Source organism: Flavisericum labens (assembly GCF_045446075.1).
GTDB classification, from domain to species: Bacteria; Bacteroidota; Bacteroidia; order Flavobacteriales; family Flavobacteriaceae; genus Flavisericum; species Flavisericum labens.
In genome coordinates, this window is sequence record NZ_JBJJBQ010000006.1 from 1,258 (window position 1) to 17,359 (window position 16,102).

Consider the following 16,102-nt stretch of genomic DNA (forward strand, 5'->3'; position numbering starts at 1 on the left):
GATAACTGTGGTAATGCAGCGGAAGACCAAACCCAAACCATTACAATTTCTGATAATACAGCGCCTACGTTTACTGCGCCTGCTAGTCTGGAAATATTTACAGATGCAGATTGCAACTTCGATGTTAGCGTTGCTAATGTTGGTGACGTAACCGATGAGGCCGATAACTGTTCTACAGGTCTGCAAGCTACTTATGTAGATAGCGACCCCATAGCCGGTCCTTGTGAAGGAACATTCGTTATAACTAGAACTTGGAGTCTATCTGATAACTGTGGTAATGCAGCGGAAGACCAAACCCAAACCATTACAATTTCTGATAATACAGCGCCTACGTTTACTGCCCCTGCAGATATCACAATAAATTGTGAGGATAATGAAGCAGATTTAACTATAACAGGTGATGTTACAGATGAAGCAGATAACTGTTCTGCTGGTATTGAAGCTACATACACAGATAGCATTTCAGATGGTAATTGTCCTAATGAACGCATTATAACAAGAACCTGGAGTTTATCTGATAGCTGTGGGAATGCTGCCCAGGATCAAGTTCAAATCATTACAGTAGTGGATACTACAGGACCAGAATTAGTAACTCAGTTCCCTAGTACTATTTCTGTAAGTTGTAATGCTATTCCTGATGCCCCAGAGCTTGGTTTTGCAGACAATTGTTCTGAAAATGTAGAAGTGAAATTTACCGAAGAGTTTATTTATACCACTAATGATACTGAATCATATGAAATCAGAAGAACATGGACCGCTGTTGATGAATGTGGTAATGAAACTGAAAGAGAGCAAATTGTTACGGTAACCGTAGATGAGTTCATTACTCAAGTAAGTGATGATGCCTGTTCTGATGACGGTGTGATTGATTTAAATGATTATATCAGCGACTTTACCGAGGGTGTTACCTGGACATTTGTTTCAGGAGTAACAGACAACATAAACTTTGACGGCAATAATCTGTTCGACCCTGAAAATCTAGTAGATATTGATGGAGATAATGACTTCTTGGGAGACTATGTATTTAGCTATACTTATACAAGTCCTACAGGTTGTTTAGAAACTACCGAGGTGACTATTACAATTAATGATGATTGCGTTGTATTCCCATGTAGTTCTGATGATATGGTTATTTCTAAAGCTGTAACGCCTAATGGAGATGCTTATAATGAGAGTTTTGATATTACAGGAATTACTTTAGATTGTAGCTTTGAAATTAGAGTACAAATCTTTAATAGATGGGGAGCTCAGATATTTGACGGTAGTAACTATACTATTGGTGAAGGCCAAGGTGAATGGAGAGGTCAATCTCATAAATCATCTATTGGAGGTGCAGATACAGTCCCAAATGGAACATATTATTATATTATAACATTAGAAAATAGTGGATTGGATCCATTCACAGGTCCTGTTTACGTTGGAACCAAATAAAACTTTAACCTATGAAACTACTATTAAAATATTACATAATCGCTATTGCGGTGTTTAGCTGTACTATTACTGTCGCGCAACAAATGCCACAGTTCACTCAGTACATGTACAACACCATCTCTATAAATCCCGCATACGCAGGAAGTAGAGAAGCCTTAAGCATTGTTGGATTGCACAGAAGCCAATGGGTTGGTTTTGATGGAGGTCCAATTACGCAAACACTTTCTATTCATACACCACTTAGAAATGATAGAATTGGTTTAGGATTATCTTTTATTGAAGATGATTTAGGCCCTGAAAATTTCACATATCTTTATGGTGATTTTTCATACACTATTCCAACAGGTGTTTATGGTAAATTGGCTTTTGGTGTTAAGGGAGGATTTACTCAATATAGTTTAGATCCAGACTTTAGAAATTACGAATACCTAGACCCAACTATTAGAGGTATTGAAAATAGGTGGTCTCCAAATATTGGTCTTGGTGTATTTTGGCACACCAATAAATGGTATCTTGGACTATCAGCTCCAAGAGTTTTGAAAACCAACAGAAACAAAGAAGAAGGTTTTGAAGCACTAGAGCGATTAAGCTATTACTTTACTGGAGGTTATGTGTTTGACTTAAGCAAAACGGTTAAGTTTAAACCTACGTATCTAATTAAAGCTACTAATGGCGCTCCACTGTCTTACGATCTTACGGCCAACTTTTTATTCAATGAAAAATTTTGGTTGGGAGCCTCTTATAGAATAAATGAAAATACAGGTGCTCTCGGAGGATTTGCTGATTTTCAAGTTTCTAGACAATTACGCGTAGGTTATGCTTATGAAAAACCTTTATCTGATATAAATAACTATTCGAATGGTACTCATGAAGTTTTATTAATCTACGAATTTAAGTTTATGAGTAATAAATTAAAATCACCTAGATATTTCTAATAAAAAAATCACCCCATGAAATTAAAAAATTACATATTAGTTTGTATCCTATTGACGGTGAGTTTTACGGCCTCTGCGCAATACGGAAAACAGAAAAAAGCAGATACCTTATTTAATAAGTTCTCCTTTGTTAAAGCCACAGAAACTTATCTTGAACTACTTGAAAACAAGTATAATGAAGATTATGTTGTTAGACGTTTAGCAGATTGTTATGCACTCATGAGAGATACTAAAAACGCTGCCAAATACTACAAAAAAGCAGTTGAGCAAGCAAATGTTCCTGTTGAATATTATTATAACTATGCCCAAGCTCTTAGAGGTATTGAAAAATACGATGAATCTAAAGAATGGATGAAACGTTATAAAGACTCGGGCGGAGTGGTAAACACCGGTAAGTACTTAAAGAAGGGTAATTTTATTACTAACATTTTTAACGCAAAGCAACAGTACTTTTTAAGTAACTTTAATCATAATTCTAATTTAAGTGACTTTGGCGCTTATGAGCACAATGGTAAAATTTACTTTGCTTCTACTAGAGATGAAGGTGTTTCTATTAAAAGACTTTATGGATGGAATGAACAACCTTTCTTAGATGTTTATGCTGTTAATAAAGATAGTAAAGAACCTGCAGATCATACTTCAAAATTAAAAGGAGATGTAAACTCCGTTTTTCATGATGGCCCTGTAGCTATTACTAATGATGGTAATACCATGTATTTTACAAGAAACAGCTTTATTAAAAATGTTTATGACAGTAATAGTAGGGGTATTAATCAAGTAAAGATTTATAGAGCAACACTTAAAGATAGTATTTGGACTGATGTTGTTGATTTGTCAATTAATGATTCTGAGTTCAGTACCCAACATCCTGCTTTAAGTCCTGATAACAAAAAACTTTATTTTGCTTCCGACAGACCAGGTGGCGTTGGAGCTTCAGATATTTATGTCGTTAATATCAATGATGATGGAAGTTTAGGAGAACCTGAAAATTTAGGAAATATAGTAAACACTTCAGGAGCTGAAGGTATGCCCTATATAAATAATGAAGGTAGCTTGTTCTTTTCTTCAGACGGTCATGTAGGCCTTGGAATGCTAGACATTTTTGGAACTATTGCCAATGAAGAAGGTGAAATTGTAGATGTTATAAATCTTGGTGTTCCCGTAAACTCCAGTAAAGATGATTTTTCATTTACAATGAATGAAGATGGCTTAACAGGTTATTTTGCTTCAAACCGCGCTGGCGGCAAAGGAGATGATGATATCTATGCTTATAATAGAGTCCCTTTATTGAATGTTGAAGGGGTAGTAACAGATATTGTTAACAAAAAGCCGGTACCAAATGCTATTATTACTTTATTAGATGGCAGTGGTAAGCAAATTGCCTATATGGAGACCGATGAAGAAGGTTATTACGAAATCAATATTGATAGAGATGTAGACTATAAAATTACAGCGAGTCAAAAGAAATATGAAGATGATGTTAAGAACTTCACATCTAAAAATATTGAAACTAGCGTAACAACAATTACTGCGAATCTTGAACTAACACCTGTAAGAGATGTTGTTAAATTAGCCGATTTAGGTATTATCTACTTCGATTTCGATAAGCATAATATTCGTCCAGATGCTGCATTCGAGTTAGACAAGATTGTTAAGCTAATGAATGAAACTTATCCAGGAATGGTTATTAGAATTGAATCACATACAGATTCACGAGGAACATTAACCTATAATGACAAACTATCTATTGATAGAGCTAACTCAACATATGAATATTTAATTTCTAAAGGTGTAGATGCTTCTAGAATTACTGCTCACGAAGGGTTTGGCGAACGCAGATTAACAAACGGATGTGATGGTAGTGTAAATTGTGAAGAGAGCAACCACCAGTTAAACAGACGTACAGAGTTTATTATTATAAAAATGGAATAACCCATTATTTGAATATGAATATTATGCCCACTAAAGTGAACTTTAGTGGGCATTTTTTATGAAGTACCTTCAGTGCTTTTATTTAAGAAAATTAATAACATCAAGAATTTAATTATTTGAATTAATTCACTTTATATTTTTTCATTATACTAAGTTTAATGAAACCTAAACACACCATTCCAAAAATAATAGAAAATGAAACCTGCAAAGCCCTGAGCTATTTTCCGGAGCTAAAAAATACGTCTATACAATTCAGGTTTAAAAAGAACATAAAAAAATCTACTATGCAGGCCCAGCCTAAATTCGGCAGCTTTTTTAAAGCTAGAAGAAATAGGAGTTATGTGATTTTGATAAGTGAAACTTTTAAAATATCGGATAAAAAATTCTTAACAAGAAACATACCTTCGGATATTATGATTGGTTGGATTGGTCATGAATTAGGGCATATTATGGATTATCAAAATCGAAGCAAGCTAAACTTGATTTGGTTCGGTATAAAATATTTGCTTTCCCATAACCATGTTGTTGAAGCCGAAAGGGCAGCAGATACCTTTGCCGTGAATAATGGTATGGCAAGTTATATCCTAAAAACAAAAAACTTTATTTTAAACCATGCCAATATTACCCCTAACTATAAAGCAAGGATTCAAAAATATTATTTATCCCCCGAAGAAATTATGGAGATGGCCAATAAAAAAAAAGCACCACTTACCTCCTATTAGTTCTCAAGAACAAACTGCTCCCATTCCTTAAATTTATCTTCGTTCATAACCCGTTCCATTTTAACCTGTCCTCCTTTTTTCTTGTTTTTTGCATTCCACTCAAGAAAAACACTTGGACTTACAAGTTTTACTTTTACCCCATTTAATGCTTTACTTCGAGCTACTTTATAATTTTTGTTGGCCTTTTTCAAGGTGTCATCTAAAGACTCCGCCACTATATTCGTGTCCAAATTTTTATTGTCGGTGCCCAAGTACCAAAAGTGATAAAATTCATTGTCTTCCGCTCGCTTGGCACAGATAGTATATTCTGGGATTTTTATTGAAAATTTTTTCTCTAAATTACCCATGGCATCATCCATTTTGTTTACCGATAATTGAGATCCCACAGTGTTTAAAAAGAACTTCGTTCGTCCCGTTATCTTAATTTCGGCCAGTTCGATATCTGTAAACACAATGGTGTCACCAATTAAATAGCGCCATGCACCGCTAACGGTGCTTATTATGAGTACGTAATCTTGATTTAATTCTACATCAGCCAAGGTAACTGAAGGTGCATCTTGGTTTAAAGACCCTTTTTGATTGATATATTCGGGCTTGAACGGAACAAATTCAAAATAAATACCATGCTCTGTATTTAATTGCATAGCATCCGTTTCTGGCCTAATTTGAGTAGCTATATATCCTTCTGAAGCTAAATACGTATCAATTACCGTAACCTCCTTTCTCATTAAGGCTTTAAAACTTTTTTCGTAAGGACCAAAAGCAACACCTCCTGATGTATACACTTGAAGATTGGGCCAAATATCATGAATATCATTTACTTTATGATATTCAATCACTTTTTGTAACATTAATTCTATCCAAGAAGGAATACCGCTTAACGCACCTATATCCCACTCTTTTGCCCGTTGGGCTATTTTCAAAACTCGATCGTCCCAATCATCAATTTGTGCAATATCTTCACCTGGTTTATAATATCCTTGAAACCAAAAAGGAATGTTACTAGCACTTATTCCACTAATTTCCCCCTCTAAAAAGCTATTGTTATTTTTCAAATCTGTAGAACTACCCAACATCATGATTTCCTTTTCAAAAAAATCGGATGGTAAGTCGAAGTTTTTTAATGCCAAGACCTGTTTTACACCAGATTTTCTGATGGCTTCAAGCATATCGTCAGTAACCGGAATCCTTTTGCTCGTTTTTCCTGTTGTGCCAGAGCTTAAAGCAAAATAAGATAGGTTCCCAGGCCAAGTAATATTGGATTGATGCTTTTTTATCTTGTTCCACCATTCCTTGTTCATTTTATTATAATCGAAATACGGAACATGACTTGCAAATGCCTGTTCTTTATTTTCTGAATTCAAAATAGCTGTAAACTTATACTGCTGGCCGAATTCAGTATTTTTGGCGGTTTCAAGAAGTTGATTTAAAACTTTCTTTTGCGCTTTTACGTGATTTGTTTTCGAGGAAAATGTGTCGGTTAAATCTATTACGCCTTTAATGATATTGCCCAGTATTGACATATGTTTAATTTTTAGAAAATTAAACATTTACGGCTAATTGCAATAGCTCAATGCGTGATAATGTTAACTCGAATTAAACCATTTAGATAACCAAACACTTAGACAATGTATCTTGGTAAATAGCTTCGTACTTTGGAACTATGCTGTGCAAATCGAACTTTAAAGATTCTTGCCTAGCATTGTTCTTAAATTGTTTCAATCGGTTTTTATCACTTAAAATATGAAGTGCATTTTGGGTCATATCTTCAATATCGCCCACATCGCTTAAAAATCCTGAAACACCGTGTACATTAACCTCAGGAATACCTCCTGTATTACTTGAAATAACAGGGACACCTGAAGCCATGGCCTCTAAAGCAGCAAGGCCGAAACTTTCTGTTTGTGATGGTAATAAAAATAAATCGCTAAAGCATAATATTTTATCAATCTCATTACTTTTTCCGAAGAAAACCACCTGATCTAAAATACCCAATTCTTGACACCTCATTTCCACTTTTTCCTTTTCTGGACCTTCACCAATAAACATGAGTCTGGCTGGCATTTCTTTTTGGATATTATAAAAAACACTAATCACATCCTGAACACGTTTTACGGGTCTTAAATTACTAATGTGTGTAATGATTTTCTCATCATCCTTAGCCAACATAGCTCTCTCGCAGTCGGTAAAACCATGGTCTCTATACTTCTCTAAATCTATAAAATTGGGCACTACGTGAATATCGTTTTTTATATCAAAAAGACGTAGCGTATCATCTTTTAAACTTTTAGATACAGCGGTAACGGCATCAGACTTATTGATACTGAATGTTACGGCCGGCTTATAGAACGGATGGTTACCAACTAAAGTTATATCAGTACCATGCAGCGTTGTTACGATGGGTAGATAAATACCTTCTTCCTGAAGCATCTTTTTGGCCATAAAGGCTGCATAAGCATGCGGTATGGCGTAGTGTACGTGCACTATTTCAATTTGATGGAGCTTAACCATATCAACCAATTTGCTTGATAGCGCCAATTCATAAGGTTGATAATGAAATAAAGGGTATTCGGGTACATTTACCTCGTGATAGTGCACATTGTTACTTAAAAGTTCAAGCCTTACAGGTTGACTGTAAGTTATAAAATGAATTTCGTGCCCACGTTTTGATAGCTCTAAACCTAATTCTGTAGCTACTACGCCACTTCCTCCAAAAGTTGGATAACAAACAATTCCTATTTTCATTTTTAGTATATAAGCTTTTATTTTCTGTTCAATTTAGGATATTTTATTCAACTATCGCTTCATAAATAAGCCGTTGTATTTCTGTCCTAATATTTTTTCTTAACAATAAATTTTTTCCAGCTGTGGGATAAGTTCTATTTGCCAAGAACACATAGACAATTTCTTCTTCTGGATCAGCCCACGCATAAGTACCTGTAAACCCTGAATGCCCGAAGCTCGTCATAGATATGCATCCGCAAGTTGGCCCTTTGTCTCCTAATTGAGGTTTATCAAAACCTATTCCTCTTCTATTGTTTTTATGGCAAAAGTAACACTTGTTAAACTTTTCAATAGTTTCAGGTTTTAAAAAGCGTTTTCCTCCATAAAAACCCTTTTGTAAATACATTTGCATAATTTTAGCCACGTCGTTAGCATTACTAAAAACACCGGCATGGCCACCAATACCATCTTGCATAGCCGCTCCCATATCATGCACATAACCATGCACCTCCTGATGTCTGTAATAATCATCTACCTCTGTTGGAACAATTTTCTTGTCACTTATCTTATGATATGGATTATACATAGTATAATTGGCTCCTAAAGGTTCATAAAAATGTGATTGCGCCAATTGCTCTAATGTTCTGTCGTAATGGTACTCAATAAATTTCTTTAAAATATAATATGGAAAATCGCTGTATCGGTAACGCAAGGTTGAAAGTAGCTCTGAATCTTTTATGATTTTAGGAATGGAGTCCTGATAATCAGTACGCAAATAAAGGTTTTTTGCTACTTCAATGTTAAAGTCATCACTACGTTCTGTTCTATAATATTTAGGACTCGGATGCCTTGTAACCGAATCAAGAGTATGATAGTAAAACGGCTCCCACGGCCGTAAACGGGCATAATGCGACAGCATGCTTTTTACCGTAACATCTTCTTTATTTGACCCTTTGTATTCTGGTAAGATTTCCGGTAGTTTTGTATCTAAAGACACAATGCCCTGCTCTTCTAGTTCCATTACTAAAGGTAAGGTAGCTAAAATTTTTGTTAACGACGCTACGTCGTAAATATCGTCGAAAGACACTTTGTCTTTGCCCTTATAAGTATGCTTACCAAAATTTTTATTGTAAATGACATTCCCTTTCCTAGCAATCAAAAGCTGTATCCCGGGCGTCATCATAGAGTCTACAGCCATTTGCGCCAATGAATCCACTTTTTTCAATTTATAAGAGCTCATCCCCATACGTTCTGGAATGGTATACCCTAGTCGTTCAATGGCATTAAGCCGAATACCTGTACCTTGTTTGAAATAGGGCTGAATGGAAACAGGAAGTTCGCCTTTGGCCTCAATGGCACCAAAAATTAATTGGGCAGATTTCTGTTGAGCTATCTCACTATTTTGATAGCTTACAATTATACTTGAAATATTATCAATACTTTTTAAATCTGAAAGTGCATATGGCTTAACAAAAGCATCAAGAACAACTGTAGTGGTTTTGGATATTTCGTCAATCCAAACTTGCTCTTGTTTTGAAAGTTTATACGATTTCCATGGACTTTCGTTTGAGCGATGAAAACCGATAATAACCGTATTATACGGTTTTAACTTGCCTATTAAACCGAACAAATTGTCGTCTTCTATGAGGTGAACTTTCCCATATTTTTTCAACTCATTGTAAAATGGTGAACCGTCATCGTCCCCAAATTTAACGTAGGCAATAGATTTCGTTTCTAAATCCTGAAAAGGCACCAAGTCATTTTCATTTTTCACAACCGTTATGGCATTTTCCAAAAGCTCTTCGTATAATGCATCGTCTTTAATTCGGTTTAAGTCTTTAGATAAATTATACATCCCGATGGGTTCGTATTGGTGCAAACCCACTTTATATTTAGCCATCAATATCTTTTTGACAGAATGTTCTAATCGAGAATCACTAATATCACCATTATTGTAGGCTTCGATAATTTTTGACACACCAACACCAACATCTTCAGACATGAGCATCACGTCATTACCCGCCAAAAAGGCCGCCAGATCAATAGCACCAGTTTCACTAAAATCGGCCGCACCTTTCATGGTAAGGGCATCAGTAAAAATAAGACCTTGAAACCCTAATTTTTCCTTTAAAATATCGGTTACTATATGTTTTGAAAGTGAAGACGGATACCCCTCTCGAGGCTCTAAACTCGGTACATTTAAATGCGCCACCATAACACTGGACAAACCTTCCTTTATTAGTTTTTTATATGGATAAAGTTCGATGGAATCGATTCTTTTTTCATTAAAACCAATTGTTGGCAGGGTTTTATGGGAATCTTGGTCGGTATCGCCATGACCAGGAAAATGTTTGGCATTAGCCAAAACCCCAGCACTTTGCATCCCTTTCATAAATGCAGAAGCTTTTACGGTAACATTATCCCTATCCTCACCAAAAGACCTATTTCCTATAATAGGATTTAAGGGGTTAGTATTGATATCCACTACTGGAGCGAAATTAAAATGAACGCCCAAACGTTTGCAATGCTCACCTATTTGGCGCCCTGTTTGCTCAACCAACTTATTATCTTTTATAGCGCCCAAAGTCATATTCCATGGGAAGGCATAGGTAGAATCTAATCGCATACTTAAACCCCATTCTGCATCCATGCCAATCAGTAATGGAATTTTTGAAGCGGCTTGAAGTTCGTTGCTGAGTTTTGCCTGTCTATAGGGACCTCCGTTTGAGTATATAATACCACCTATACGATGGTCTTTAATAAGTTTTACAACCTTGTTTTTTGTTTGTAAATCTTGATTGGACATCACTTGCACCATGTACAACTGCCCCACTTTTTCTTTCAATGTTAATGATGCGTATACACTATCTACCCACTTTTTTTGGGATTCGGCATCGTTAGCCAAAAGCGGATTTACTTCACTTTGGGCCTGACTTAACAGTACCAAAAAGAAAAGAAAAAGACTTAAAAAGATTCGACACATAAGATATAGATTAAGGGAAATTATTAGATATTCTAATAACCGTGCCAAAATAATGTTTTTAAGAAGAAGATAAAAAGACTTTAAGATAGATTTATAAAGAAACAGTTAACCAAAACTTATTTCAAAAACCTACTATGCCAGCTCTCGCTTGCAGGAACTTCCCAGTTTTCGTTAAACTCGGCAATATTGGTAACTAAATTATTAAAAACAATCGTGTTTTTTGATACCGCCTTATCTTTTGCCATTTTTCTAAAATCTGATAATGGCTTGTAGGCTACAAATTCACCTTGTTTATAGGATACGTTCATTTTATCCAATAAGTCAACATTATATGCTTTCTCCAATTGTTGAATAAAATTTACTGAGGCATCAATTGAGCACCCTGTAGCCTTATTCAATTTTTGATTTAAACCGATAATAATAAATCGCTTATATTTAATTAAATACCCTGCCTGCAATCCGCTACCATGCGCTGTCCAGTTTTCTAAAAACGTGTTTAGCTTCTGTTGAATCTCTTCAATTTCATCTGGTGAAAATGAACGGTTGGCTTGGTAAATCCAAACTCTTGATTCTTCTGGTAATCTATTAAAATCTACTAGCATTTTTATATTTCTGATTTGTTTAGAAATGAGGCTTAACTACATTCAACAACAAAATTACAATCCTTTTGCATTAGCAACTAACTCGGCCACATCCATAACACTTATGTCGTTTTCTTTTTCTTTAGCTTTCACCCCATCGGTCATCATGGTGTTACAATAAGGACAACCTGTTGCAATAACACTAGGATTTGTTTCAAGGGCATCTTCGGTTCGCAACACATTAACGTCTTTATCCCCTTTTTCGGGCTCTTTAAACATTTGTGCTCCGCCAGCACCACAACATAAAGCTGTTCTGCGATTGCGCTTCATTTCTTGTAATTCTACACCCAACATATTCAACAAGTTTCTTGGTGCTTCGAATACGCTATTTGCTCTTCCCAAATAACATGGATCATGAAATGTAATGCGTTTTCCTTTGAGTGCCGTATCGCTTTCAACTTTTAATTTTCCCGAATTGATTAATTCTTCAATAAATTGTGTGTGATGTTGCACCTGATAGGTACCGCCTAAAGAAGGATATTCGTTTTTTAATGTATTGTAGGAATGTGGGCAAGCCGTAACAATACGCTTTACCTCATAGGCATTCAAAATTTCTATATTTGCAACGGCCTGCATTTGAAACAAAAATTCATTTCCGGCACGTTTTGCAACGTCTCCCGTGCAGCTTTCTTCGGTTCCTAAAACGGCAAAATCGACTTGGGCTTCATTAAGAATTTTCACAAAAGCTCTTGTTATTTTTTTTGCTCTATCATCATAACTTCCTGCAGAGCCTACCCAGAACAAAATTTCAGGTTGTCTACCTTCTGCCATACATTCTGCCATGGTTAGCACTTTTAACACTTCGCTCATGAGTTATTTTTTTAATAAAGACGAAATCTTTAATTCTTTTGTTCTTTTATTTCTAATACAGAATCCTGCTCATGCTGTAGGTTTTCTTCTCGCATCCTTGCAAAATCCTTCTTTGCAATTCTTATATATAAGGCATGTCTATACCTACCTCTTTCTTGTCTAATATTTTTATCGTACCTCGCAAAATACGTCCTGTTATATGCCTCGTTAGCAATCTGCTCCTTTTGATATTTAGTACAGTAATCGCAAAATACTTTTTTTACCCGAATTGCTTTTACCTGTCGATTACTGTAATCTATTTCTGTATAGACTTTTATTTGTAAAGAATCCTTTTGATACCCAACCTGAGCTCCTGCTTTTTCTACCAAAAAAATAAAAATTATAGTTGCTATGGTGATTGAATATTTCATTTTTCATTTACTCGTCTTTCCAGTTCAATCGGTCCATCTGGTTATACGGCCATGGGGCACCGTTATTTTCAATATTAGTCATCATATTATTTAACTCAGTTGGAGCGGCACTTTGCTCCATAACCAAATATCGACGCATTTCTAATATTATAGACAGTGGATCAATACTTACTGGGCAGGCCTCTACACAGGCATTACAAGTGGTGCATGCCCAAAGCTCTTCTGTTGAAATGTAATCACCTAAGAGTTGCTTACCGTCATCTTTAAATTCGCCCTTATTCGCATCAATATTTTTACCCACTTCTTCTAAACGGTCGCGGGTATCCATCATTATTTTTCGAGGAGACAATTTTTTTCCTGTTAAATTCGCCGGGCATTCGCTGGTGCATCGCCCACATTCGGTACATGTGTAAGCATTTAGCAATTGCACCCAACTTAAATCGTGCACATCACTTGCTCCAAATTTTGCAGGCATTTCATCTTCCTCACCTTCAACAGGTACAGCAAAGGGGTCTGCATTTGGATCCATCATCATTTTAACCTCCTTGGTTACAGCCTCAAGGTTGTTCATTTGCCCTTTAGGGGTTAACTTTCCATAATATGTGTTTGGAAACGCAAGTAGAATATGTAGGTGCTTTGAAAAATACAGGTAATTCAAAAACACCAATATGCCTACAATATGTAGCCACCAGGCACCACGCTCTATAACATGTAGAGTTGATTCAGACATACCGCTAAACCAAGGCGCTATATGTTGACTAATGATATTGCCCGAATTTAATTGCTGGAATTGAACATCGGTGGCATTCATGATTAAGAACAATATCATCAAAACCATTTCGAAATACAATATGAAATTACCGTCATTTTTAGGCCAAGATGTCATTTCACTTTTCCAGAAGCGCGCTAATTTTATAACGTTTCTTCTAATCCAAAACACAATAACAGCAACAAACACCAAAATGGCTAAAACTTCAAAAGTGCCAATTAATATGCCGTATATTGATTCTGGCAAGACTTTAAGGCCTATTCTATGGGTGCCAAAAACACCGTCGATTATAATTTCTAAGACTTCAATGTTAATTACAATAAATCCCACATAAACAATCACATGCAGTAATCCAGCGATGGGCCGCCGTACCATTTTACTTTGCCCAAAGGCAATCAATGCCATATTGCGCAAGCGCTCACCTCTATTATCGCTAACACTTAAATCTTGTCCTAGCTTAATGTTTCGAACTAGTTTCTTAACATTTCTTGCAAAAAAGCCAATACCAAGTATAAGTATAATAGCAAAAATTGCGTTGGGGAGATAATCCATATTAAATGATTGATTAATTATCTTCTTCTATTTCGTTGCCCTCGGCATCATAACGCTTAGGTTTTTTTCCGAATAAGGAAAAGTGAACATAACGCTTTGGGTTGAGCTTCATGTCTTCAAGAAGCTGCTCTAATTGTAAAGTGGCGCCCTCTAAATTATTGTATAAACCTTCGTCTTTTAAAAGCTTCCCTATAGAACCATTCCCATTTTCCATTCCTCCCATAATTTGGTTGAAATTAGACAATGTTGATTCGAGGTCTGCTATGATTTCATCCAAATTAGATTCGGAAATTTTGCTAGTAATTTTAGCCAAATTTCCAGTGAGATTGTTCGCATTTAAAAGCACACTATCAATACTTTCTTTATTCGATTCAACCATCTGATTCACAGATTCTGAAGTAGCTTTAAATGATTTTATGGTTAAACTTAATTCGGCGATACTGGTTTTTAAATTTTTCTTCGTTTTTTCATCAAAAACGTCGTTCATATTAGTTAACACCCCATCAGCACTTAACATCATTCTTTCAATTTTTTCCTGTAACGGAGTCAATCTTCGGTTTACCAATTCGGACAAACCTGCTTTTGTGCTCCCTGTCAGGAAATCACCATTTTTCGCTTGTTCAGCATCATCAAATGCTGGCACAATGGCAATAGCTTTACCTCCTATCAGTCCGGTTTCATACAATTCAGCCTTACTGTTTTTAGAAAAGGCAAAATCGCTATTTACTAAAAGCTCAACTGAAAGCTTTCCTGAGCCATCTTCTTTAAAAGTAATTCTTGAAACTTTCCCAACGTTAAGTCCGTTAATGTTTACTGGCATTGAAGCGGTCAAACCTTCAACATTATCGTATGTGGTATAAAGCGTTATGGATTTATCGAATAGGTTTTGACCTTTTAGATAATTAAATCCGAAAATAAATAGTGCAATTCCTAAAACTACTAATATACCTGTTTTTACTTCTTTTGATATTTTCAAAATATATGGATTTGGTAAACAAATTTAATATAAATTTAAAAAGAACAGGCTTTAATTTGCAGTTGATTTTAAGGCGTCGACCAAGGCTATCTTTTTACCATCTTTAAATGCAACGATAAAACTAGAGCCGTAACCTTTTTTTCTAGCCTCATTTTCAAATTGTTGGGCTTTACTATAGCTGGAAGATTGTCCATAAAAATATTTAAACAAACTACCATCTTTTTGTTTGGAAACATTACTTAAACCATTAAAGTTATAAGGTTTAGTTTCTAATGATTTTGAACTAGCAGCAATTTGAACCTTAAATGTTATGTCGTTAGGAACGGATTCCTGAGAAACCCCTTCATTTTGTATGGCTTCGTAGCTACCAACGTTATTGGCTAGGCCATTTTTATACTCAAAAATAGCACTTGCTATTGCTGTTGATATTTCTGTTTGCCCCTTTTTTGAATTAAGATAAGCTCCTTCATGCTTGTTTGTTACAAACCCTGTTTCAATTAGTACGCTAGGCATCGCCGTTTGATGAATAACCCATAAGCTAGCTTGTTTTACCCCTCTACTTTTTCTGTTTAATTTGCCAACAAAATTTTTCTCAATAATACTAGCTAAAAGTATACTTTGGTCTGTATACTCCTCCGTAACAAGAGACAGTCCTAAGAGAGATTCGGGCGAATTAGGATTAAATCCTCCATAATTTTCTTCATAATTTTCTTCAAGGAAAATAACGGCATTTTCTGCCTTTGCTACCTCAAAATTTCGATTTGTATTCCCTACATCTAACACGTAAGTTTCAGTACCATAAGCTTGAGTATGATGCGCATTACAATGAATGGAAACAAACAAATCAGCCTCTGCTTTGTTTGCAATTTTAGGCCTTTCTTTAAGTTCAATGAACACATCTTTTTTTCGAGTGTAAATTACTTTTATGTCAGGGTTTTTCTCAAGCTGTCTACCTACTTCTAAAACGATTTTTAAGGCAATATCTTTTTCTTTATAACCATATTTTGAGGGTTTTCCCGGATCCTTGCCCCCATGGCCGGCATCAAGAACCACAACAAACTTGTCTCTATTATTTACATCATTTGTTCTAAACGAAGTAAACGTTAATAAAGCTATAAAAGATACGAAAAGTAATATGTGTTGCGTTTTCATTTGGTACATTATAATTTTGAACAGCTCAAAAACCTTATTCTACTTATGTTTTTATTGTTACAACG

At 35.5% G+C, this 16,102-nt stretch carries 13 protein-coding genes; 4 read left to right on the forward strand and 9 right to left on the reverse strand.

The features are described 5' to 3' along the window. The 4 genes from ACIEHO_RS10930 to ACIEHO_RS10945 all read left to right on the forward strand — a co-directional run. Positions 1-1,431: gliding motility-associated C-terminal domain-containing protein (locus tag ACIEHO_RS10930; RefSeq protein ID WP_406971598.1), on the forward strand; the 1,431-nt coding region annotated here is incomplete at its 5' end. Between the two features lie 11 nt (positions 1,432-1,442). Next, a complete protein-coding gene (locus ACIEHO_RS10935) occupies positions 1,443-2,366 on the forward strand; it encodes a PorP/SprF family type IX secretion system membrane protein (RefSeq protein ID WP_406971600.1) in 924 nt (307 codons plus the stop codon). Positions 2,367-2,381: 15 nt separating this feature from the next. Continuing rightward, positions 2,382-4,298: an OmpA family protein gene (locus ACIEHO_RS10940; protein WP_406971602.1), complete on the forward strand. Its 1,917-nt coding sequence runs from the start codon at positions 2,382-2,384 to the stop codon at positions 4,296-4,298. A 158-nt stretch (positions 4,299-4,456) separates the two neighbouring features. Then, positions 4,457-5,020 carry a hypothetical protein gene (locus ACIEHO_RS10945; protein ID WP_406971604.1) on the forward strand — a complete coding sequence of 188 codons (564 nt, stop codon included), beginning with the start codon at positions 4,457-4,459 and terminating at the stop codon, positions 5,018-5,020. Here the strand turns inward: ACIEHO_RS10945 and ACIEHO_RS10950 are convergent. From ACIEHO_RS10950 to ACIEHO_RS10990, 9 genes are all read right to left on the reverse strand, one after another. After that, on the reverse strand, positions 5,017-6,543 hold the full coding sequence (locus ACIEHO_RS10950) for a GH3 family domain-containing protein (RefSeq protein ID WP_406971606.1): 1,527 nt from the start codon (positions 6,541-6,543) through the stop codon (positions 5,017-5,019). The genes ACIEHO_RS10945 and ACIEHO_RS10950 overlap by 4 nt on opposite strands. A gap of 82 nt (positions 6,544-6,625) precedes the next feature. After that, positions 6,626-7,765 carry an N-acetyl-alpha-D-glucosaminyl L-malate synthase BshA gene (gene bshA, locus ACIEHO_RS10955; RefSeq protein WP_406971608.1) on the reverse strand — a complete coding sequence of 380 codons (1,140 nt, stop codon included), beginning with the start codon at positions 7,763-7,765 and terminating at the stop codon, positions 6,626-6,628. A 43-nt stretch (positions 7,766-7,808) separates the two neighbouring features. Next, positions 7,809-10,727, reverse strand: a complete 2,919-nt coding sequence (locus ACIEHO_RS10960) for a glycoside hydrolase family 3 N-terminal domain-containing protein (RefSeq protein ID WP_406971610.1) — start codon at positions 10,725-10,727, stop codon at positions 7,809-7,811. 116 nt (positions 10,728-10,843) lie between these two features. Beyond that, positions 10,844-11,329, reverse strand: a complete 486-nt coding sequence (locus ACIEHO_RS10965; protein ID WP_406971612.1) for an ABC transporter ATPase — start codon at positions 11,327-11,329, stop codon at positions 10,844-10,846. 54 nt (positions 11,330-11,383) lie between these two features. Beyond that, on the reverse strand, positions 11,384-12,178 hold the full coding sequence (locus ACIEHO_RS10970; RefSeq protein WP_406971614.1) for a (Fe-S)-binding protein: 795 nt from the start codon (positions 12,176-12,178) through the stop codon (positions 11,384-11,386). 29 nt (positions 12,179-12,207) lie between these two features. Continuing rightward, the gene (locus ACIEHO_RS10975) at positions 12,208-12,588 is read right to left on the reverse strand and encodes a hypothetical protein (RefSeq protein WP_406971616.1); all 381 of its coding nucleotides are present in this window, start codon (positions 12,586-12,588) and stop codon (positions 12,208-12,210) included. A gap of 7 nt (positions 12,589-12,595) precedes the next feature. After that, complete coding sequence (locus tag ACIEHO_RS10980; RefSeq protein ID WP_406971618.1) at positions 12,596-13,909, reverse strand: 4Fe-4S dicluster domain-containing protein; 1,314 nt, start codon at positions 13,907-13,909, stop codon at positions 12,596-12,598. Between the two features lie 13 nt (positions 13,910-13,922). After that, positions 13,923-14,885, reverse strand: a complete 963-nt coding sequence (locus tag ACIEHO_RS10985; protein WP_406971620.1) for an MlaD family protein — start codon at positions 14,883-14,885, stop codon at positions 13,923-13,925. A gap of 51 nt (positions 14,886-14,936) precedes the next feature. After that, entirely contained in the window at positions 14,937-16,037 is a 1,101-nt protein-coding gene (locus ACIEHO_RS10990; RefSeq protein ID WP_406971622.1) for an N-acetylmuramoyl-L-alanine amidase family protein, read from the reverse strand. Positions 16,038-16,102 lie beyond the last annotated feature (65 nt).